Below are 22,240 nucleotides of genomic sequence, written 5' to 3' on the forward strand. Positions count from 1 at the left end.
GTACATAGGAGCGTAGTAAGATGAAGAGGATGAGAAAGGCATTCAGTCTGATTCTGTGTATGACAATGGTTTTTTCCATGGTTCCCAGCGGTACCGTGGCGCAGGCTGCTGTGCAGCAGCCCGGCGAGGCATGGAACACCTATCTGGACCGTGTCTATCAGGAACGTTACCAAGAGCTTTTGGACATGCGTGCGACCAATGCCGATAATAACGTGCCGGCAGAAGAAGTCTGGACAGGCAATGAAGTGGCGGCTACGGAAGACGCAGACGGCGACGGCCTTTTGGATATCTATACGGCGGCGCAGTTCCGTTGGGCATTGACCAATAAGCGGTCCATGGAGCTGATGAACGACATCGACCTGGGCGGCCGGAATAATGTAACCTGGAGTCCGGTAGCTGATCCTGGCAATATTACAATAGAGGGAAACGGCTACACCGTCTATAATATGAATGTCAGCGCTGGCTCATATGGCGGTATGATTGCTTCTACAGCCAGAAGCTATACTTCCGGCTTTGAGATGCGGAATATCCGTTTTCGTTACTGCTATACCCGATGTACCGGACAATACAGCGGTACGGTGATCGGCTGGATGGGCGGCGGTAAGATGAAGCAGGTTTCCGTAGAGGATTCGGTGGTTTATGGAGCTGCTCATACGGGCGGTATCATGAGCGCCTGGAACGGCACCGGTGATTCTACTTTTCAGCAGTTTTATGTAGAGATGGATCAGTGCCATGTGCGGAATGTGACCACTTATGGAACCAGCTGTGTGGGATCTTTTGTGGGGCCGGCTTCCGGCTGTAAGGTTACCAACAGTTATTCTATTGACAGCTATGATATCTCTACTGTCAGCCACTCCGGCGGATTTATTTCCTGCCCTGGCTACTGCTGGGTAGAGAACTGTTTCACCAATGTAAAACTGTATTGTAATGCGGACGGAGGCGTTTTTGCCGGTATCTGCCATCTGGGTAATACTTTCAAAAATTGTTTCTCTGCCGGCGTTGTAGAAGGCACCTCCAATGTGGGCGGTTTCTATGGCCGGAATGAGGCGGAGACGGATACTTTTATCAATTGCTACAGCACCTCCATGGTCGGTATGCAAAACAGCGCGTCTGGCATGGGCGGTTTCTATGGCGGCGATTCCAACAGTACGGCGAGAGGAACCAACTGCTACAGCGCCGGCGAGGTTGGCACCACCAAGACGGTCGCGCCAAATAGCACGATCGCTGGTTTTGGCGGTACAAATGCCGGTGCGGGTCGTTTTACCAACTGTTTTTATGATAAACAGACCTCCGGTATGGGAGAATATGCAATCGCGACTACAAAGCATAACGACTATAATGGGATTACCGGCTATCTGACCGGACAGATGATCGGCGATGCCATGAAAGACGAATTTGGCGAGGAGAATTGGGTTTATCAGGATGGCATGTATCCCCAGTTGGCTGTATTCGCCAATCCAGACGACAGCTTTGGAAATGAGACGGATCAGGCCATTGCCAAAGCGTATTCGTCGGCCTCGGTTTGTACGGCGCTTCTGCAGCCTTCCAATCTGGGCAAGACGCAGGAAGAACTGGAAAATTATGGGGACAAGGACTATGATACCGTACGGGATATCAGCGTGCTGTTCCCGTTGACCAATGACGATTTGGCCGGCTATGGACCGAACAGCGGCCTTTCGATTTCGTGGGAAGTCCGGGAAGGATACAATTGCAATCTGCCTGGTGCGATGAACGGCTTGCCGGTTATTACCATCAGTCCGGAGACCTACGAGGTGACGAACTTTGCACCGGGCGTTGGCTGGGTGGACGTTTCGGTGGACACCGGGATTGTCAATCCTCAAAATGGCAAAAACATTGTAGGACAACGTTTTATGCGTTTGGTTCCAACGACGGTTATCTCTCTGGCGTCGAGTGCCGGCGTGGACCGTGTGATATATGTAGCCAATGATGAACGGCTGGAGAAAGATGACATCTCCTATGATCATCGTGACAGCGTCGTTTTTGCAGCAGGAAAATCTCAGGATGTCGATACGGGAGCCATCAAATCCGCTGGTTATCCGGCAGATGACATTACGTTTGGATATCAGGTTACGGGAGAAGGCGAGGAAAAACAGAGTGAAATTGTCGGCGTCGACTTGGCTAATGATGTGGGCGGCGGTAAAGCCGTTGTGGTAGTCTCCAAGCTGAATCCGGAGACTGGCGAATATGAGGAGCTCGATATCGCCACCGACGAAAGACTGAAGCAATTGCTTTTGCAGGAAAGGGATGCGGAAGTAGAGGATATCGGAACCTATCGCCTGGAATACCGCTGGTATACGACAGGTAATTTGAAGGGCGGTTATATTACCAACAGCAAAACTTTGACGGTACGCCACTCATTGAAGGTTTCTTATGACTGGAACCACCCGGATCACAAGGAAGACAGTCAGATCTACAAGGACGACTATCCCTACACGATCGGCTCTACGGTAAACGATGCCAAACATGAGATACCGGAAGATCCCAGTACGAAGGGATATACCTTTATGGGCTGGTCTACCGATCCCGATGCAGACCCGGATCATTTTGAAGAATTTACCGCGGACACTGAACTGAAAGACGATACGGTGGTCTATGCTGTTTGGAAAATCAATACATATGATGTTTCCATCGTGAAAAATGGCCGGGGTACTTTAAGCGGCACAGGCAGCTATGATTACGGCGATACAGCCAAGGTTACCTGGCAGCCGGAAGAGGGCTGGTATACCAACTATGTGATGGTGGACGGCGTCATTCGTGACGATCTGCTCTCTAAAAATGAGTATATTTTTGAAAATGTAGACAAAAATCATACAGTTTATGTGGAATTTGGCCAGGATCAGCGTGTTGTGGAATCGGAATATTATCAGGTGACCACGACGCGGACCGGAGGCGATTCCAGCTGTAAGGTCAGCAATTCCGTTTCCGCTAAGGCCGGCGAGGATACGACGATTACCTGGTCGGCAGGGGAAGGATATGTTGTGACGAAAGTCCTCATTGACGGAATGCTGGTGGATGCGGCCCAGGATGGAAGTTATACGCTCAGCGGAATCAATCGGAATCATGATGTGGAAGTAGTCTTTGAAAAGAAATCAGATTCTACCATTCATGTGGACGAAGGTTATTCTACGGTTACCACATCGAAAAAAGGAAATGGTACAATAAGCACCAGCGCTAGTGTGGAAAATCGTGCGTCACACACGGTTACATGGGCGGCGGATCCGGGCAGCCATGTGGCGAAAGTTATCATTGACGGTGTAGAATATACGGATGAAGCGATACTGAAGAAGGGGGAGACGACTTTCTTCCCAGTGAACCAGGATCACAAGGTGGAAGTGATTTTCGAGGCGGATCCGGTTGACCCGAGCGATCCGGATGCTCCAAAACCGGTTGAACCTGGTACAAAGGTGGAAAATTATACCATTGAGACCGTAATTACCGGCGGCCCTGGAAACATTTCTCCCAGCCAGGTAGTGGAAGTATTGGTTCCTGAGGAGAAACCTGGAGAAGCGGACAGGCCGGATACAACCGTGACCTGGAATGTGACAAACCAGAGATATAAGATCAAAGAGGTCTATGTGGATGGGGTTGCTGCGACGGAAGACGTATCCGACAGCGCCAAAGTGGACTTTAAAAAAGTCGACAGCGACCACAAAGTATTGGTGGTTTTGGAACCGAATCTGTTTAAGGTTCAGACCATCGTGGAAGGAGAAGGGACAATCACTCCGGGAGCAAGTCTTTTCTGGGGTGAGGATTATGAAGTCAATTATAAACCGGCGGATGGCTGGGAGCTGAAACAGATTTATGTGGATCGCGTTGCTCAGATCGAAATCCCTGACCCTGGGGAGGAGGAAACGAACCCTGAGGAATCTCAGGAGGTAAAGAGCCGGGCGCTTGAGTCTCTGCAGGCTGCGGATGTTTTTGCCGCCTTGGAGGAAACCAGTGGAAGTGAAGCGGCAGAAAGTGAAGCTTTAAGCCCAAGCAATGAAATCCAGGCATTACCTTTTGGCGCGGAGGGCGATGGAGACGCGGGTATCGGACCGGTATCCTTCGCCAAGATCAGCCAGGACCATATCGTACATGTGGTTTATGGAAAGATCGGAGCGACAGGTGAAGACGATAAGACCGTGAAACATACGGTTACCACTTCCTTAAGCGGCGGCGTAGGAAGTGTAACGCCGGGTATTGTTTTGGAAGACGGAAGTTCCTATACCGTAGGTTGGGATATGGAAGACGGCTATGAGCTGGATTCTGTGGTGGTCAAGGTCAACGGCGTTGCCAAAGACGGCATGGTTACCGGCAATCAGGTGGTTCTTGACGATCTGAGCGACGATGTGGAAGTCATTGTTACCCTCCGTCCGACGAAAGCGGTCACGATTGAAGGAACGACCCCTCCTAGTGGCGGGGATGACACTCCGACCCACAATATTTATACCAGCATTGAAAAGGGAGCTGGAACGATCTCTTCTTCGATGAACGGTGTAGCGGAAGGAAGTAATCAAACGGTTTACTGGACCTTTGGCAATGACTCCGCGATTCGGACCATCTATGTGGATGGCGTGGTTCGCGATGATTTGCTTACGGCAGGTCAGTATACTTTTGAAAATGTAACGAAGGATCACCGGATTGATATTTATATCAAGGAAGATCCCAATGGTACTGGCGGTGTAGTCGATAAGGAGTCCTACCATATTACCACTTCTCAGAGCGGACAGGGTGAGATTTCGGATAGTTCTTCTGTGAAGAAAGGGGATACGGTTACCGTTACTTGGAAACCAGCCGATGGGTATCAGGTAAGTAAAGTTATCATTGACGGTGCGGAGAAGAGCGATCTGATCAGCGCCGACAGCATTACATTTAACAGTGTGGGAGCGGATCACAGCGTTTATGTAGAGTTTACTCGGACGAATGGCGGTGATACCCCCACGGAGATTCCGAAGTATCAAGTAACGACTTCGATGCAAGGCGACGGAACGATTTCCTCCTCCGCTGTGGTAGAAAAAGGTGAGAGTAAGACCGTTCGTTGGAGCGCGAAAAATGGCAGTTCGGTTGCGGCGGTTATCGTGGATGGCGTGGTTCGCGACGATTTGCTGAAGGCAAGCGAGTACAGCTTTGCCAATATTGAGAAGGATCACACGGTAGAGGTTCTGTTTAAGAAAGCGTCTGAGGATGATAAGAAGCCTGGTGGAGATAAACCCGGCGATGAGAATACCAAGCCGGATGAAACCTATCTTTCCGTCAAGACTGCTGCCAGCGGTCAGGGCAGTATTAGCAGTTCCAAGACTTTGGCGGCCGGGGAAAGCTATGAGGTATCTTGGAAGGCTGCGGAAGGCTGGAAAGTCGCTGGCGTTGTGATTGATGGTCTAAACGCAGACAGCTTGGCAGAGGCCGGCGCAGTTACTTTTGAGAAGATTGCTGTGAATCATACGGTTAAAGTAATCTTTGTTCCGGCTGATGGCAGTAAGCCTGACCCCGCTTATCTCGTTGAAACAGACATTACCGGTGGTAAAGGTACGATTACTGCTACCGGCGAGGCATTGGCAGGTCAAAATTATACCGTAACCTGGGAGATTGCCGAAGGATATGAGGTAGCGAGTGTGATCGTGGACGGTGTGGAACGTCCGGATCTGCTAAAGGCTGGCGCATTGACGCTGGAAGCTGTCAATGCAGATCATCGGATTCAGGTGATCCTGCGGCGGGCTTCGAATACGCCCAATGGCAACAATCCTGGCGGTGATTCCTCAGATAAAAATGGCGTAAACTCGAACACGGTGAAAACCGGAGATGAATCTTCGATCGGGACGCTTATCGTGGTGATGATGTCTGCAGGAATCCTGGCGGTCGTCGTTGGAGTGGAGCGGAAGAGACGCAGCTGTAAAGAAGAGCAGTAAAGCAGATCAACCGTAAAAGATGAGCAATAGGCGGATATTTCCGAATTCGCCTGAGAGGATAGAGAAATTCCGGGGCAATTGCTTCGGAATTTTCTCCGTTTCGTTACGATGCACAGGAGGAACTCTATATGAAGCGGATTTATGAAAAGTGTAGACGGATTATACTCTTCACTTTTATGCTGTTTGGCGCATGCTTCGCTTTCTTCCAGACAACGCTTGTAGCAGAGGCTGCCTATAATACCGGATGGCCGGAAGATCTTGCGGCATGGCAGTCCTATGGAAATAATGGCTGGGAGGTAACTGGGAGCGAGGTACCAAAGTGGAGCGGTACCAATGCTGCAGCAAATCAGAATGGGGATCCAGCGACGAATCCGCTGGCAATTCCGCTGGCACAGCCCGCTGAGCAAGTAGAATATTACCAGATGAATCAGATGGGCGATGGAAGTTGGAGACTGGAACTTCCCCAGAAGGCTACGGCGGATGTGGTATATTATGATATCTATTCGCCGGAACAGCTGCGTTACGCCATGGCCAATGGATATAACATCCGACTGATGAGTGATTTAGATATGAGAGGACAGGATAATATTTCCTGGTCCGCGGTATCCTTTTCTCGTCAGACATTTTTGGATGGCAACGGACACACCATATACAATCTGAGGGGAGGAAGCCTGGTTGGTTCCTGGAGCCAACCGTTGATTGTAAAAAATTTGACCGTTTCATCGGCGTATCTGTCAGGCGGAATTCTGGGAAGCAGTATGAACAATACTTACATTTCCATGGAAGACGTGGCGCTGGAACATGCCGTTGTAAGCGGAAGCGGCCACATTGGGGGACTGGTGAATAATGCCTACTACCGTAGAAGCGGCAGTAATGCCCGCGTATATGCCAATCGCTGTCATACGAAAAATGTGTATGTAATGTCCAATAGTTGTTCCGGCAACATTTTTGGGCCAATCAGCGGATGGGTGGAGAACTGCTACGCCATTGACGGCACGATGCGGACCCAGGCTCACTCTGGAGCTTTTACTTCCTGCGCTGGTAATTATGTGATTCAAAACTGTTTTACCAACGTGCAAGCCTATGCGGATAACAATACAGGAGCCTTTGTCGGGCATGTGGAGGACAGCTTGTATACGCCCGGCGGGGACGGCGTGACCAAATTTATTAACTGCTATGCTTCCGGGTCTGTGGAAGGTTCCACCAACCTGGGCGGTTTCTGTGCAGGCGCAGGTATTTGCTCGGATTATCCCTGCAAATATTTGTTTGAAAACTGCTATAGTACGGCGATGGTCGGCATGCAGGCGAATGGAAATTATCAGGGCGGTTTTCTGGGATGTCAGGAAGCCAACGCCACCTCGACCTTCCGCAATTGCTATGCGGCTGGTGAAGTGGGGGCGTTGGGGACGGATTTAGGGAATACCAGCCTTCCCATGGGTGGTTTTATCGGCGGCTCTACCGGCGGATCAATCGACATGGACCATTGCTATTATGATAAACAGACCACGGCCATGAAGGAAAAAGCAGGCGCCTGCGCCGCTGCTGGTTCAGATGTCGCGGCCGGATTGCTGACGCAGCAGTTGATGAAAACGCTTCCGGACGGTAAGCCGGCGGGGGAAAGCGATTGGGTTTTGGCGGATGGAACATATCCGCAGCTGAAAATTTTTACCAATAATCAGACCTTTGCACAGGCGGATAAAAATACAGCCGACGCTTATTCAAAAGCGTCCGTTTGTACGGCAATTTTATATCCATCCAATCTTTCTGAGGATGAGTTTGGCGCGGTGGATCAGACGGATTATGATACGGTGCGGAGCCTTCGGTTCCTGTTTCCGTTGACCAATAATACCCTTGCCAATACGACCGATGGTTCCTATGATATTTCCTGGACCAGCGACGGGACAAAGTGTGGGGTAGAGGGTATGGAGGACGCCCAGATTGTAGTGGTGAAATCCTCTGATGAAAAAAATCCCGCCGACGATTATTCTGTGGTCAGCCTGGCGCCGGGAGTTGGTATGGTGTCGGTACAGGTGGAACGAAATGGTGTGGTCGGCCAGCGCAGACTGCGTTTGGTGCCCACATCGGCGATTACGGTTACCCAGGATGACAAGAAGGACGTTACCTCCGGTTTGGACGCGTCGATTTATGCCGTGCCAAAAGGAGAGACGGTGGAAGAGCGGGTAAGCATCAATTACCTGACCTTTAAAGAGGTAACCTACGATCACCGGATCGGGATGTTCTTTGCTTCCGGTAACAGTATGGGACAAAACGTGCAAAAGCAGGGATTGGAAGGTGTGGAACAGAATACGCCGGAGCAGTTTGCCAGGGTAGATCTGGCGGCTCAGCCGGGCGGCGTGGTGGTTACCAAAGTACAGAAAAAAATGGCGGACGGTAGCAGGAAGGATCTGGAAGTTACCCAGGAACTTTTGGATTTGTTTACCGGTAAGGCGGCGGCACAGTCAAGCGATATCGGAGAGTATTACTTTATCTATCGCTGGTATCTCAATAAGGATAACGTGGGGGCAAGCAGCGGCTATCTGGAGACCTCCAAAAAACTGACCGTACTGCCGGCGGTGACTCCTCAGTTTTATCGAAACTATGACGATAAAGATACGGTTTGCTTGCCTTTGCCGGAGAACAGTATACCAATGGGTCAGAAAGCCTTGTATTATAAAAATGGTGACCCCATTGGGATTCTTCCGGAAGAGCCGGAACGCCATGGATATACCTTCCAAGGGTGGGCCCTTCAGAAAGATACTCTGACCCGCGACGGGATACAGATGGTGAAGGCAGACACAAAGATCAATACCGACTGGGCAAACGAACAGTATGTGGTGCCAATCTATGCGGTCTGGAAACCGAATCCTTGGACCATACACATTGAGGATTTACCGAAAGGAAAAACGGAAGATGTGGACGTCGTCTTTGACAGTAATGTAGAAGAAGAACTGGAACCCCATGAGCCAGAGCAGAATGGGCGCGTATTTCTTGGCTGGACCACGGAACCTGGCGGGGATGTGGTCAATATAGATGAGGCAATCCGGATGTCCAACGGAGATTTGACGGTATATCCGGTATGGCAGGCAATGCCTACGATTGACAAACAGGCGGAAAACCTGGATCGAGAAAATGTTACTTTCGTAGGAGACACGATTCGGTACACCATTACGGTGAAAAATACGCAATCACATTCCATTTGGAAGGGTGCCGAGATTACCGACAAGCTGCCGAAAGGACTGGAGTTTTGTGCGGGAAGCGCAGTATTGACCGGACCGGATGGAAACAAAACCAATTTGTCCGATCGTGTCTATGATGAAGAAAATCACACGATTACCTATAAACTTGGCGATGTCAGCGGCCAGGCAACTTATGTGCTTCAATTTGAGGCAAAGGTGGGGCCGCAGGCAATTGACCGGGATAATCCGGAAAATGAGAACATTACCAATGTAGCGGCGGCAACCGGCAAAAATCCGGATGGAAGTGAGAATTTGCCAAGAACTCCAGAAGAGCTGGAAAAATTAGATAAAGAAGATCCGGATGATCCAGACAACCCAGACAATCCGGATAATCCAGACAACCCGGATAATCCGAACAATCCCGACCAGCCGAAGGAGCCGGATGGGACGTCGAGCGCGGCGCCGGAAGGCGGCCTGTCCGTTGTACCGATTGATCCAGACGGCTATGTGAAAAAAACAGCGGAGAATCAAACGGACCCGGATGGACAGACCCAGGTGGGTGACCGGATTATTTACCGGATTACCGTGGGCAACCGGGCGGAAGGCTCTCTGTGGATGGATGTGGACGTTCAGGATCAGCTTCCGGCAGGTATTCGGTTGGAGATCGACAGTCTGACGCTTTTGCGGCCGGACGGAACGAGTGAAAAACTGGGAGCCGGAGTCTATCAGTCCGAAAGCCGAACCATCCACGTATCTCTGGGTGACATTTATGGCGGCGAAGCTTATGTGCTTAGCTTTGAGGCCGTTGTATTACCGGAAGCGGTAGGAATGGATATTGGAAATATTGCTTGGGTAACCGGCGGAAAGCCCAGCGATTATGAGGATTGGAGTAAACGAGAAGAAGAACCAAAGTCGGAACCTACGACCATCGAGACCGGTACGCCGGTATATCCTTCGCCGCTGGATAAACCGGATAGCAGTGGTACAAAGGGCGGCGTATTGCTCGGCGATGCCAAGGCGCAGCTGGAAAAACATGTGAAGAACTTAAATCACGAGGATGGCACTACCTATCTCAATGACTGGCTGCAATATGACATTACACTGACCAATGCAGTGCCGGGAACACTTTTACAGGAGGCGGTCCTTGTGGATCATCTGCCTTCCGCTTTGGAATTAAACACGACCACGCTGCTGCTGAAAAGAGCGGATGGCAATAAGATTTTTCTGGACGAATCCGTCTATGATGAGAAGACGCGTACGATTACGGTTCCGATTGGACAGTTGGCAAGCGGGGAGACCTATGTGCTGACGTACAAGGCAAGGGTTACGCTGAAAAATTGGTCTGGAAAAGCGGAACCTATCGTTAATCGCGTGGAGTTGACCGGAAAGAATCCAGATGGTGCAATTCACAAAAGTACGCCTGCCGCTGAAGCGAAGAGTTCTTTCCCTGTGGATGTAGTAGTCGGGAATGGAGCGAAGACAGGGGACGGCACACAGATCGGCGTTTACCTGATGCTTTGCGCCGTCAGCGGTGTTGCTGCTATCGGTGTTTGGTATCGAAAACGCAGATCTCGTTGAGACAGACATGTCTGTCAGCGGGAACGCAGTGTAAAGTAAGAACAAAGAGTTTTTTATTGGAGAATAAAGAATTTCAATGAATTTCCTATGAGAACAAGAAAGACCCCATCGAAACCCTAGAGTCCCGATGGGGTCTTTCTTGTTCTATCGGAAATGCCTATCTGCTTTACGACAGGATTTTGGCTTAACTTAATGCCAAACCAAATACCATTCCGCCGATCAGAATAGCCAGAATCGCCAATGGAGCGATATATTTTACCAGAACAGCCCATACATTTTTCAGCTTGAAGGAATAAATCCCATCTCTTTCCACTTCGGCAATTCCCTTTTTCGTTGTCCAAATCCAACCGACAAAAATGCAGAAGGTCAGAGAACCAAGAGGCGTCAGAAGACGGTCGGTTAAGAACTCCAGGAAATCTCCAAAGCCTGGGAAGGTAACGCCGTTGGCAAAATCAAACCAGATACCCTTGATCGAGGCATACAGCTGAGACAAGGTGTATAGGATACCGATAATAAAGGTGGAAACGCCGATGAGCGCAGTCGCCTTTTTCCGGGATACCTTCTTTTCTTCCGTGACATAAGCTACTGTTCCTTCCATGATGGAAATCGCGGAGGTAAGAGCAGCGAAGAAAAGCAATAAATAGAACATGCAGCCGAAAACTGGGCCAGCAGTCATTTTTTCAAACACTCCTGCCAGAGAAATGAAGGCGAAGCCGCCGCCCATACCGGGCTCTACGCCGGTAGCAAAAACAGCAGGGATAATCATAAAACCAGCCAACAGAGCGACCACGGTGTCCAAGGTGCAAACCAGGCCAACGTTTTTGACCAGATTTTCTTCCTTTTTCAGGTAGGAACCGTAGGTGACCATGATACCCATACCGAGAGAAAGCGAGAAGAACGCTTGTCCCAAAGCCATGAGGACCGTATCAAAGTCCAGCTTGGAAAAATCCGGAGTCAGCAGGTATTTCAAACCGTCTGACGCGCCGGGAAGCGTGACAGAACGGACGGTCAAAACGATCAGCAGCAGGAACAATGCGGGCATTAAAACTTTATTGATCTTTTCAATACCAGCTTCTACGCCTTTGATAATGACAAAGATCACCAGTCCCATGAAAATCAGAGGACAGACGATGGCACCAAGCCACGGGAAGCCATTTGCTCCCAACATTTCATAAAAGAACGCTTGTGAATCTGCAAATATTTTGCTAGGGCAGATAATATAGCTGGCAATGTAGTAGATAACCCAGCCGCCTACCTGAGAATAATATCCAAAGATCAGGAAACCGGTAAAAATACCGAGTCCTCCGACCCAGGAGAATTTTTTGTTTAACTGACGGAGAGCGCCGACCGCATTTTTCTGCGTATGGCGGCCAATGACAAATTCCGCCATCATAGCGGTGGTTCCGATCAAGGCGACGATAATGATGTAAATGATAATGAACGTTGCGCCGCCTCCGTTATAGGCTTTGCCGGGAAATTTCCAGATATTTCCCAGACCAACGGCGGAACCAGCGGCTGCTAAGATAAAGCCAAGGCTGCTGGCCCATTGGGCTCGGTGTTTTCCTTCACCTGGTGTGTGCGACATAGTGTGTCCCCCTTCTTCTCAAATATAAATAATATATAATATATAGTGTATAATTTATCACGTCATTGGGGAAAAGTCAAGAAAGGATTCGTCCATTGCTTTTTTCGAAAATCCATGCTATGATAAGACCCAGAATAGGAACGAGGGAGAAAATATGATTTCCTATATAAAAGGCGAGCTGTCGGAGGTATCGACGGAAGGGATTATTGTGGAAGCGGCTGGGATTGGCTATGAGATCAAGGTTCCCGCTTCTCTTTTGTCTCGGCTGCCGTCTCTGGGCAGCCTGGTAAAGATACATACGTATCTTCAAGTAAAGGAAGATGGAGCCTCGCTGTTTGGCTTTTTAGACCGAGAGGATTTAGAGGTATTTCGTTTGCTGCTTACGGTAAATGGAATCGGCCCCAAGGGAGCCTTGGGAATTTTGTCGGTTCTTTCGCCGGACGATCTGCGGTTCGCCGTGCTTGGCGACGATATCAAAACCCTTTCCCGTGCTCCGGGCCTGGGAAAGAAAACAGCTCAGAAAGTAATTTTAGAACTGAAGGACAAGTTTCATCTGGAGGAGGCTTTTGAGAAGCGGTTATCTCGTGAAGAAGCCCCTGTGGGAACTGCGCCAGATGCAAAGGGAGAAGCGGTACAAGCGCTGGTGGCTCTGGGATATTCTTCTTCCGAGGCTCTGCAGGCTGTTCGCGGGCTAGTGGATGCAGACAGTATGAGCGTAGAAGAGATCTTGAAGCAGGCGTTAAAGAGGATGTCTTTGTAGGAAACTACTCAGCTTCGCTGTGTTTTATGATAAAGGAGAAGGATGGAACGGCGACTGATTACCACCGAATTTACGGAGGAAGACCAAAAAATAGAAAATAGCCTGCGCCCCCAACTGCTGGAAGAGTATGTGGGTCAGCAAAAGGCGCGGGAGACCTTAAAAGTGTATATAGAAGCGGCAAAGGCGCGGGGAGAATCCCTGGACCATGTGCTGCTCTACGGGCCTCCTGGTTTGGGAAAAACCACCTTGGCGGGTATCATTGCCAATGAAATGGGGGTGAACCTGAAGATTACATCCGGACCGGCTATTGAAAAACCGGGAGAGATGGCGGCGATTTTGAACAATCTTCAGGAAGGAGACGTACTCTTTGTCGATGAGATCCATCGTTTGACCCGCCAGGTGGAGGAAGTGCTTTACCCGGCGATGGAAGATTATGCGATTGATATTGTCATTGGAAAAGGAGCTTCCGCCCGCTCGATTCGGTTAGAGCTGCCCCATTTTACCATGGTAGGCGCTACGACCAGAGCGGGAATGCTGACGGCGCCGCTGCGGGATCGGTTTGGGGTGATTCACCGTCTGGAATTTTACACGCCGCAGGAGCTGCAGACCATCGTTCTGCGTTCCGCCAAGGTGTTACATGTGGACATGGATGCCGATGGCGCGATGGAGATTGCCAGACGTTCGCGGGGAACCCCGCGCTTGGCGAATCGTTTTTTAAAGCGGGTTCGAGACTTTGCCCAAGTGCGCTATGACGGGGAAGTGACCGGACAGGTGGCGAGAGAAACCTTGGATTTATTAGAGGTGGATCCCTTGGGTCTAGATGCTATGGATCGCTCTGTACTGATGATGATTATGGAAAACTTCTCCGGTGGGCCGGTGGGCCTTGAGACGCTTGCCGCCGCTTTGGGAGAAGACGTGGGAACCCTGGAAGACGTCTGTGAGCCGTACCTGATTCAAAACGGTTTTCTGAACCGGACGCCGCGTGGGCGTATGGCGACGGCGAAGGCCTATCAACATCTTGGGCTTCGTATGCCGGATTCCCAGGATGACAACTAGTACTTGTATTTTCAAAAGGGAGGCTTTATAATTGTCTTCAGAAGGCAGTTGATGCCGGCGCGCAGGAGGCTTTTACAGATGGCGGACAAGAATTATACGGATGTGACCATTGCCGGGAAAATATATACTCTGGGCGGATATGAGGACGAAGAATATCTGCAGCGGATTGCAACTTATGTGAACAGCAAACAAAATGACTTAAAGAAAACCATGGGCTTTCTCCGTTTGCCTGCGGATTATCAGAACGTTCTGACACAGCTGAACCTGGCGGATGATTATTTTAACGCAAGGAAAAAAGCGGCGATGTTGGAGGCAAAGGTGGAGATGCTGGAAAAGGAAGTTTATAATCTCAAGCACGAGCTGGTCACAAACCAGATGAAATATGAAAAGAATCATGACTGATATCGAAGTATTGGCTCCAGCGGGATCTTACGAGAGTATGGAAGCCGCGGTGCGGGCCGGCGCAGACGCTGTATATATGGGCGGCGCGAAATTTGGGGCCAGGGCCTACGCGGAAAATCCGGATGACACGGGGCTTTTGCGGGCGATTGATTTTGTACATCTTCATGGGAGAAAGCTATATCTTACGGTCAATACTCTCCTAAAGGAACGGGAGTTGACAGAGGAACTATGGAAATATCTGGCGCCCCTGTATCGGCAGGGGCTGGATGCCGTAATCGTACAGGATTATGGCGTTCTTTCTTTTATCCGAAAACATTTTCCCAAGATGGAAATCCATATCAGTACCCAGATGGCAGTGGCGGGCCCCTATGGAGCCATGCTGGCAAAAGAGCTTGGCGCGGGCCGTTTGGTGCTTCCGAGAGAGTTATCCCTTGCGGAGATTCGTGCGATCCGAGAGAAGACCGATTTGGAACTGGAGGGCTTTGTCCATGGGGCGCTGTGCTATTGTTATTCCGGGCAATGTCTGTTGAGCAGTTTTATCGGTGGCCGCAGTGGGAACAGAGGGCGCTGTGCGCAGCCTTGCCGTCTGCCTTACAATGGAAAAAATTTGATGAATTTAAAGGATCTCTGTACCCTTGCCATTTTGCCTCAGATTTTGGAGGCAGGAGTGACCTCCCTAAAAATAGAAGGACGTATGAAAAGTCCGCGCTATACGGCGGGCGTGGTCAGTATTTACCGAAAGTATGTGGATCGGTATCTGACCAGTGGGGGCGGCGATTGGCAGGTGGATCCGGAAGATGAACGGCTGTTAAAGGAATTGTTTGACCGAGGCGGCTTTACAGATGGATACTATCGCCGTCATAACGGGGCGGATATGGTGTTTACCGGAAAGAAACCGGAACTTCGCGTCATCGATGAGGAACGGCTTCGGTTTTTGGATGAACAATATTTGCAGGGCGAAATCAAAGAAAAGATTAAGGGAAAAGTAAAGATTTTAAAAGGTTTCCCTGCTACAATAGAAGTAACCTGGGGCGATCAGAGCGTTTCGGTCTTTGGGGACGTCGTGGCTGAGGCGAAGAATCGTCCTCTGGAAAAAGAGATGGTTTTTCGTCAGATGGACAAGATGGGAGGCTCCGGCTTTGTCTGGGAAAGCCTTGAGATTGAGATGGACGAGGACGTGTTTCTTCCGATGGGGGCGATCAATGGCCTGCGCCGGAGCGCGGTGGAAGCAATACAGGAGGCTCGGTGTCATGCTTATCAGCGTACTTTATGAAAATCCAGCTCATCTTTCGGAACTTTGTGAGATTCCGGAAGTGTCGGCGGTATACCTGCCGGGAGAGCGCTTGTCCGGGAAAGAAGTGGAAGATGCGGCTGCTCGGTGCCATCAGGCGGGAAAGAAGGCCTTTTACGCATTTCCCTATGTGTTTCGCCAGGAGGCAGCGGCCTACTATCAGGAAGAGTTGGACGCGCTGCAGAAGGCGGGCGTGGATGGATTTTTAATCCGGAATCTGGACGAAGCGGGTTTTCTGGCGGAAAAGCAGGCTTCGGGCATGCGTATTTTTGACGCCGGTATGTACAGCTGGAATCAGGAAGCCTGCGCAGTTCTTCGTGGCTTGGGGGCGGATCTTTTGACGGCCCCTTATGAGCTCAATGAAAAGGAGCTCCGGGCCCGCGGGTTTGCGGATACGGAATTTGTTATATACGGGAGGCTGCCAGTGATGCTTTCTGCCCAGTGTATAGCCTTGACGGAGAATGGACGGTGTGAGAAGAAGACGCGGGCGTTTTCCTTTCGGACGGTTCGGGACAGAAAGGGAGCGTCGTTTCTGGCGGAGAACCGGTGTCTTTTTTGCTATAATGTGATTTATAACAGTGTACCTTTGTGGCTTTTGGACCGGGCGGCAGCTTTGGAGCGGGTGCGGTTTCATTTTACCTCAGAAAAAGTAGGAGAGCCATCCCGTATCTTGAAGGCATTTTTGGCCGGACAAACAGAGCCGCCGGAACATTTTACCCGTGGACATTTCACACGAGGGGTGGAATAAATGATAAATCTTGTGATTGATATTTCGAAGTACCTGATGCTTTTGATCATGGTGCTTTATACTGGACTAAATTTTTATGTGCTGCGCAAGCAAGATGTGCGCTGGCAGAATCGTGTGTGCCGCAAACAGGTATTTTTGGTATTTCTCCTCCAATTTTTGGGATATCTGATTATCTATCTGAAGACCTTGGAGGTCCGGATGCTGATTTTTTACGGCATTCAGGTGGTCTTTTTCCTGATCTATTTTATTCTGTTTAAAACCATCTATCCCCAGAGTTCCCGTGTGCTTTTAAGCAATATGGTATTTCTTTTTTCCATTGGTCTGATGGTTTTAACGAGGTTGGATGTAGGGAAAGCGGAGAAACAGTTCATCCTTGGAATGATTGCCGCTGCGATTACTCTGGTGATCCCGGTTATCATGAAACATCTAAAAGCTTTGGCCAAATGGGCCTGGCTTTACGCGGCTGTTGGAATTGCCCTCCTGCTTTTGGTCTGGGCCATCGGCGACACCAATGGAGGCGCGCAGCTTCGGATCAGCTTTGGCGGGTTTGCCTTACAGCCTTCGGAATTTGTGAAGCTGACCTTTGTCTTCTTTACTGCGTCGATGTTTCAAAAGGGCCAGTCCTTTGGGCGGATTTTTGTGACGACCGCAATCGCGGCGGCCCATGTGCTGATTCTGGTGGCGTCGACGGACCTTGGAAGCGGGCTGGTGTACTTCCTGTCCTTTTTGTTTATGATTTTTGTGGCGACCAGACAGCCCCTTTACTTTTTTGGCGGTCTGGGAGCCGGCAGCGCGGCTGCTGTCATGGCATACAAATTGTTTTCCCACGTTCGGGTCCGCGTGGCGATGTGGCAGAATCCCTTCAGCGATTATAATGTCAAGGGCTACCAGATGGCCCAGTCCTTATTTGCGATCAGCTCTGGCAGCTGGTTTGGACTGGGATTTTACCAGGGCGTGCCGACATCCATCCCATTGAATGAGAATGATTTCATTTTTTCCGCTATCTGTGAGGAATTGGGCGTGATTTTTGCCATGTGCCTGGTGTTGATTTATCTGGGCTTTATTTTACAGATGTTTTGGGTTTCGACCTGGATGGACGAGCTCTTTTATAAAATTGTTGGCTTCGGGCTGGCGGTCATGGTGGGCGTGCAGGTATTTCTGCATATCGGCGGGGGCACCAAGTTAATTCCCTCGACAGGGATTACGCTGCCGCTGATTAGTTATGGAGGCAGTTCCGTGCTCAGCACCATGATGATCATCGGCGTGATTCAGGGGCTGCATCTGATGAAGCAGAGGGAGGTGGAATCGATTGAGCAGGCGGCAACAGCGGAGGATGAGGAATATCCAGAAGCAGAGTTTGAAAGAAGAAGGTAGAAGCAGGAAGAAGATCAATCGGGAGATTGTATTGGTCACCTATGTGTTCGTCGGCCTTTTCCTGATTATGATTGGATATCTGGGATATTTTACGTATAAAGAAAGCGATACCTATCGGAACAATCCTTACAATAGCAAGCGGCAGCAGCTTTTTTCTGACCGCTATATTCGCGGGACGATTCTAAGCAGCGATGGAAAAGTGCTGGCAAAGACGGAGGTGGATGAGGATGGAAAGGAGTCGAGAAACTATCCGTATGGTCCCATGTTTGCCCATGTGGTCGGCTACTCCACCAAGGGAAATACGGGAATTGAATCCATTGCCAACTCCTATTTGCTGAATACGCATATCAATCCGGCGCTCCAGATTCTCTATGAATTAAAGGAACAAAAGACTTTGGGAGATACGGTAAAGACGACGCTTGATACGCGGCTTCAACGAGCGGCATATGAGGCGTTAGGCGACGCGAAGGGCGCGGTGGTAGCGATGGACCCGAAGACGGGAGCGATCTTAGCCATGGTCAGTAAACCAGACTATGATCCCAACGAGATCAATGCGATCTGGGATGAGTTGGTCAGTGAGGAAAATAAAAATTCCAATTTGGTCAACCGGGCGTCCCAGGGACTTTACCCGCCGGGATCGACTTTTAAGATTTTAACGCTCTTGGAGTATATCCGGGAGAATCCAGGAAATTATGAGGATTTTTCCTTTGATTGCGACAGCGTCTATGAGGTGGGAGAATATAAGATTCGCTGCTCGAAACAGATTAGTCACGGGGAGGAGGATTTGATTACGGCCTTTGCAAAATCCTGTAACGGCGCCTTTTCTTCCATTGGACAGACATTGAATTTCTCAGAGATGTACAAGCTTTGCGAGAAGTTTGGCTATAATGCAGCTTTGCCTACCGACCTGCTAAGTAATGCCAGCAGTTTTGTCTTAAAGGATGGCAGTTCTGTCTGGGATGTGCTCCAAACCTCCATTGGCCAGGGAAAGACGACGATTACACCTTTGCACAACGCAATGATTGCGGCGGCGGTGGCCAATCAGGGCGTGATGGTGAAGCCCTATGTGTTGGAATCCGTAGAGTCGGAGAGCGGGACGTTGATTAAACGATTTTCTTCAGAAAACTACCGGACCGTCATGTCTCCGGAAGAGGCCGCGGTTTTGCAAAAGTATATGCGGGCCGTGGTTACGGACGGGACCGGCTCCAAGGCAGAGGGAGACGGATACCGCGTAGCAGGAAAAACCGGCTCTGCGGAATTTGCCTCCGGAAGGGAAACCCACGCGTGGTTTGTGGGATATGCGGACGTGGAAGATCCGAAGATCGTGGTCAGCGTATTGGTGGAGGAAGGCGGCAGCGGCGGTTCCACCGCAGCGCCCATTGCAAAGGCAGTGTTCGACGCGTATTATGGAGAATAAAAAATTCGCTTTGCGAGAATTTCGCAGAGCGAATTTTTTATTCTCCATAAGAACCGGGTGTCAAAAGGTCTCTGTGGGAGAAGGGCCGGAATATTTTGTAGAGTTTCGGAGCAAGTACTTCTAGGGTTCCGGAAATTTGTGAAAAGCATTCACAAAAATAAGAAACTCGCTGCGTTCAGACAGTCTTATTTTTGTTCATAAGACAAATTCCCGGAACCTAAGAAGTACTAACGCTCCTGCAAATACAAAATATTCCGGCCCTTCTCCCACAGAGACCTTTTGACACCCGGATCTCTATTGAGAATTTCTTTGCTTTTTTCAGTGGGTGGTACCTATTCTAAGTTTAATAGTTCTTTTTGGGGAGAAGTTTTTTTCGGATATAAAGGAAAGTACGAGCCTGCCCGTATTTTGCCAACATCCGTAGGAGTTTCTCCAACAAGTCGCTGGTCTCCGGGTGCATCAGCATCTGCCCTTTTCCCTTTAGAAAGTAATCGAGCGGCATGTCGGGAGTGTATGCTCCTTTGTTATAAATCTGCGCTGCGGCGACGCGGTCGCAGAACATTTCGACCACATAGCGAAGGGGCATTTTTGTGCCGGATAGCTGTCCCTTAGGGGTTCCCATCTGATAATCTGTCCAATATTCATAGTGGTGTTTATTTCTGCCCTTGTGGTGCATCCAGGCTACCGAGCAGCCGTTTACCCGTCGTTCCTGGTCGTTTGGGCTCCGGTCGCCCTGGTAATATTTAGTTCCGCGCCAAAATTCGGTGGGAGAATACTTGGATAGGTCGTGCAATAGTCCCTGGCGGTAAAGGCCGACCTGAAAACAATATTTCATCACCAACAGTTTGTGTTCTGTGATGGTTTTAAAGTGTCCCCAGATGTTCATGAAAATCACCTCCTGCAAAAGTCAACGGAAAGTAATTTTAGCATAGCATATTTTAGGGAGGGAATCAACGCTGGGCGTGAAAAGATTTCGACGGCAGAAATGCTTTATTTTAGAGATATATAATTAGAAGAACACATATAATTATTTGTTGCACTTGGTGGACGGTACATAAAACAGAACGAAATTTTATCGGAATGTTAATTGACAATTTAAGACTGGTGGGAGGAATGGAATGCAGGATCAAAAAATAGAGAACTTATTGAATTTAGCTTTGGATGCCAGTGAGGAAGAGCGGAGAAAATCCTTGGATTTGGACGTGGGATATCAGCCGGATGGGAGAACTTGGCAGGTGATTGTCCGCTATTCCGGCGATTTAAGCGCTTATGAAAACGAAAATATTCGGATTTCCTTGCTTTCCGGAGGATATGCGATCGTCACTTTGCCAGAAGAACTGGTGGATGATTTTGCGGCTTTGCCTGAGGTGGAGTATATGGAGAAGCCAAAGCGTCTATTTTATTCGGTGGATCAGGGGCGCAGTGTCTCCTGCATCAATTCTTTGCAGGAAGGTCCCCGGGGACTGCTGGGGGAAGGCGTACTGGTGGCGGTGATCGATTCCGGAGTGGATTGGCGGCATCCGGATTTTCAGACGGAGGAAGGGAAGACGAGGATCGTAGGCATCTGGGATCAGAGCATCGAAGGACGGCCTCCGGAGGGATATTTCTTTGGGACAGAATATACGGAGGAAGAAATCAACGAAGCTCTGGCAGGAAATAGAACGCTGCCAAGTCAGGATACATCCGGCCATGGAACCGGAGTTTTAGGGATTGCGGCAGGAAATGGCCGGGCTTCCGGCGGGCGATATCGCGGGGTAGCTCCGGAAGCGGACATTTTGGTAGTAAAACTTGGCGTGCCGGAAGAAGGCGGATTTCCACGTACAACAGAACTGATGCAGGCGGTAGATTATGTCGTAAAGACCGCTCGAAATCGAAACCAGCCGGTGGCCATCAATTTAAGTTTTGGCAACACCTATGGGTCCCATGAGGGGAATTCTTTGGTAGAAACATTTCTCGATACGATGGCGGATCAGTGGAAGGTGTCGATTGCCGTGGGGACGGGAAATGAAGGCGACGACGGCGGCCATACTTCGGGCGTATTGAAAAAGGGGGAAATTCAGGAAATTGCGCTGGCCATTGGAGAAAATGAGATTTCCACCAATGTGCAGCTTTGGAAATCCTATGCGGATGAATTTGACGTACTGTTGATTACGCCATGGGGAACGGTGTTGGGGCCCATGCGGAGGATCGACAATGTGCAGCGCTTTCCAACGCGCGATACGGAAATTTTAGTATACTATGGGACGCCAAGTCCTTACAGCGGAGCGCAGGAAATTTATTTTGAATTTCTGCCGAGAGATCAAAAGCTGGACAGCGGAGTATGGACGTTCCGGCTGGTTCCAAAGAAAATTGTGATGGGAGATTATGATTTTTGGCTGCCGAGCGGCCAGGTGAGAAATCCGGATACCCGTTTTTTATTGCAGACGCCCAGTACCACTTTAACCATTCCGTCTGCGGCTGAAAAGGTGATTTCCGTTGGTGCTTACGACAGCAGACGCGATTCCTATGCCAGCTTTTCAGGCCGGGGCTATACAAGGCAAACCAACCGCATCAAACCGGATCTGGCAGCTCCCGGCGTGGAAATTATGACGACAGCGCCGGGCGGAGGTTATCGGCCGCAGACGGGCACCTCCTTTGCGACGCCTTTTGTGACGGGCAGCGCGGCGCTTTTGATGGAATGGGGAATCATCAGAGGAAATGATCCCTATCTGTACGGAGAGAAACTAAAGGCTTATTTGCAGCGCGGGGCAAGACAGCTGCCGGGGTTTACGGAGTGGCCCAATCCGCAGCTAGGATATGGGGCGCTTTGCGTGAGGGAGAGCCTGCCGGGATAAAAGAAATAATCAGATTGTGGGTGAAAACCTTGTTTTTAGAAAAAAGTTGAAGTATAATTTTACTAAACATATCCATACCTTCCATTGAATTTGGCTCGTCAATAGAAGGG

General features: G+C 49.8%; 12 protein-coding genes. 10 read left to right on the forward strand and 2 right to left on the reverse strand.

The features are described from left to right. Nucleotides 1-20: 20 nt before the first annotated feature. Nucleotides 21-5,909 (forward strand): InlB B-repeat-containing protein, encoded by a 5,889-nt coding sequence (locus ACCC71_RS05445; RefSeq protein ID WP_434311406.1) that lies wholly within the window; start codon nucleotides 21-23, stop codon nucleotides 5,907-5,909. Between the two features lie 128 nt (nucleotides 5,910-6,037). Further along, the gene (locus ACCC71_RS05450) at nucleotides 6,038-10,663 is read left to right on the forward strand and encodes an isopeptide-forming domain-containing fimbrial protein (protein ID WP_434311407.1); all 4,626 of its coding nucleotides are present in this window, start codon (nucleotides 6,038-6,040) and stop codon (nucleotides 10,661-10,663) included. A 184-nt stretch (nucleotides 10,664-10,847) separates the two neighbouring features. Here ACCC71_RS05450 and ACCC71_RS05455 read toward each other — a convergent pair whose 3' ends face one another. Beyond that, nucleotides 10,848-12,248 (reverse strand): sodium-dependent transporter, encoded by a 1,401-nt coding sequence (locus ACCC71_RS05455; protein WP_434311408.1) that lies wholly within the window; start codon nucleotides 12,246-12,248, stop codon nucleotides 10,848-10,850. A gap of 154 nt (nucleotides 12,249-12,402) precedes the next feature. On the opposite strand from ACCC71_RS05455, the gene ruvA reads away from it, so the two are divergent. The 7 genes from ruvA (at nucleotide 12,403) to ACCC71_RS05490 (ending at nucleotide 19,296) form a co-directional block, all read left to right on the forward strand. After that, nucleotides 12,403-13,008 (forward strand): Holliday junction branch migration protein RuvA, encoded by a 606-nt coding sequence (ruvA, locus tag ACCC71_RS05460; protein WP_434311409.1) that lies wholly within the window; start codon nucleotides 12,403-12,405, stop codon nucleotides 13,006-13,008. A gap of 42 nt (nucleotides 13,009-13,050) precedes the next feature. Then, nucleotides 13,051-14,064 carry a Holliday junction branch migration DNA helicase RuvB gene (gene ruvB / locus ACCC71_RS05465; RefSeq protein ID WP_434311410.1) on the forward strand — a complete coding sequence of 338 codons (1,014 nt, stop codon included), beginning with the start codon at nucleotides 13,051-13,053 and terminating at the stop codon, nucleotides 14,062-14,064. Nucleotides 14,065-14,142: 78 nt separating this feature from the next. Further along, on the forward strand, nucleotides 14,143-14,466 hold the full coding sequence (locus ACCC71_RS05470; protein ID WP_434311411.1) for a cell division protein ZapA: 324 nt from the start codon (nucleotides 14,143-14,145) through the stop codon (nucleotides 14,464-14,466). Further along, complete coding sequence (locus ACCC71_RS05475) at nucleotides 14,459-15,739, forward strand: peptidase U32 family protein (protein WP_434311412.1); 1,281 nt, start codon at nucleotides 14,459-14,461, stop codon at nucleotides 15,737-15,739. Before ACCC71_RS05470 ends, ACCC71_RS05475 begins: the two co-directional genes overlap by 8 nt. Continuing rightward, nucleotides 15,717-16,505, forward strand: coding sequence for a hypothetical protein (locus ACCC71_RS05480; RefSeq protein WP_434311413.1), 789 nt, complete (start codon nucleotides 15,717-15,719; stop codon nucleotides 16,503-16,505). The genes ACCC71_RS05475 and ACCC71_RS05480 overlap by 23 nt, the downstream gene beginning before the upstream one ends. Further along, a complete protein-coding gene (locus ACCC71_RS05485; protein ID WP_434311414.1) occupies nucleotides 16,506-17,879 on the forward strand; it encodes an FtsW/RodA/SpoVE family cell cycle protein in 1,374 nt (457 codons plus the stop codon). Further along, nucleotides 17,839-19,296, forward strand: coding sequence for a peptidoglycan D,D-transpeptidase FtsI family protein (locus ACCC71_RS05490; protein WP_434311415.1), 1,458 nt, complete (start codon nucleotides 17,839-17,841; stop codon nucleotides 19,294-19,296). The genes ACCC71_RS05485 and ACCC71_RS05490 overlap by 41 nt, the downstream gene beginning before the upstream one ends. Before the next feature lie 343 nt (nucleotides 19,297-19,639). Here the strand turns inward: ACCC71_RS05490 and ACCC71_RS05495 are convergent, their stop codons facing one another. Then, nucleotides 19,640-20,182 carry a DUF5662 family protein gene (locus tag ACCC71_RS05495; protein ID WP_434311416.1) on the reverse strand — a complete coding sequence of 181 codons (543 nt, stop codon included), beginning with the start codon at nucleotides 20,180-20,182 and terminating at the stop codon, nucleotides 19,640-19,642. Nucleotides 20,183-20,414: 232 nt separating this feature from the next. On the opposite strand from ACCC71_RS05495, the gene ACCC71_RS05500 reads away from it, so the two are divergent. Next, a complete protein-coding gene (locus ACCC71_RS05500; RefSeq protein ID WP_434311417.1) occupies nucleotides 20,415-22,130 on the forward strand; it encodes a S8 family peptidase in 1,716 nt (571 codons plus the stop codon). The last annotated feature ends 110 nt before the right edge of the window (nucleotides 22,131-22,240 follow it).

The sequence above is a fragment of the Hominifimenecus sp. rT4P-3 genome, assembly GCF_051055405.1.
In the GTDB taxonomy this organism is placed as follows: Bacteria; Bacillota; Clostridia; order Lachnospirales; family Lachnospiraceae; genus Pseudolachnospira.

Bases quoted from the DNA above. Each gene is read 5' to 3' on its own strand.
- ACCC71_RS05445 (WP_434311406.1), top strand. From the start codon at position 21: ATGAAGAGGATGAGAAAGGCATTCAGTCTGATTCTGTGTATGACAATG.
- ACCC71_RS05450 (WP_434311407.1), top strand. From the start codon at position 6,038: ATGAAGCGGATTTATGAAAAGTGTAGACGGATTATACTCTTCACTTTT.
- ACCC71_RS05455 (WP_434311408.1), bottom strand. From the start codon at position 12,248: ATGTCGCACACACCAGGTGAAGGAAAACACCGAGCCCAATGGGCCAGC.
- ruvA (WP_434311409.1), top strand. From the start codon at position 12,403: ATGATTTCCTATATAAAAGGCGAGCTGTCGGAGGTATCGACGGAAGGG.
- ruvB (WP_434311410.1), top strand. From the start codon at position 13,051: ATGGAACGGCGACTGATTACCACCGAATTTACGGAGGAAGACCAAAAA.
- ACCC71_RS05470 (WP_434311411.1), top strand. From the start codon at position 14,143: ATGGCGGACAAGAATTATACGGATGTGACCATTGCCGGGAAAATATAT.
- ACCC71_RS05475 (WP_434311412.1), top strand. From the start codon at position 14,459: ATGACTGATATCGAAGTATTGGCTCCAGCGGGATCTTACGAGAGTATG.
- ACCC71_RS05480 (WP_434311413.1), top strand. From the start codon at position 15,717: ATGCTTATCAGCGTACTTTATGAAAATCCAGCTCATCTTTCGGAACTT.
- ACCC71_RS05485 (WP_434311414.1), top strand. From the start codon at position 16,506: ATGATAAATCTTGTGATTGATATTTCGAAGTACCTGATGCTTTTGATC.
- ACCC71_RS05490 (WP_434311415.1), top strand. From the start codon at position 17,839: ATGAGGAATATCCAGAAGCAGAGTTTGAAAGAAGAAGGTAGAAGCAGG.
- ACCC71_RS05495 (WP_434311416.1), bottom strand. From the start codon at position 20,182: ATGAACATCTGGGGACACTTTAAAACCATCACAGAACACAAACTGTTG.
- ACCC71_RS05500 (WP_434311417.1), top strand. From the start codon at position 20,415: ATGCAGGATCAAAAAATAGAGAACTTATTGAATTTAGCTTTGGATGCC.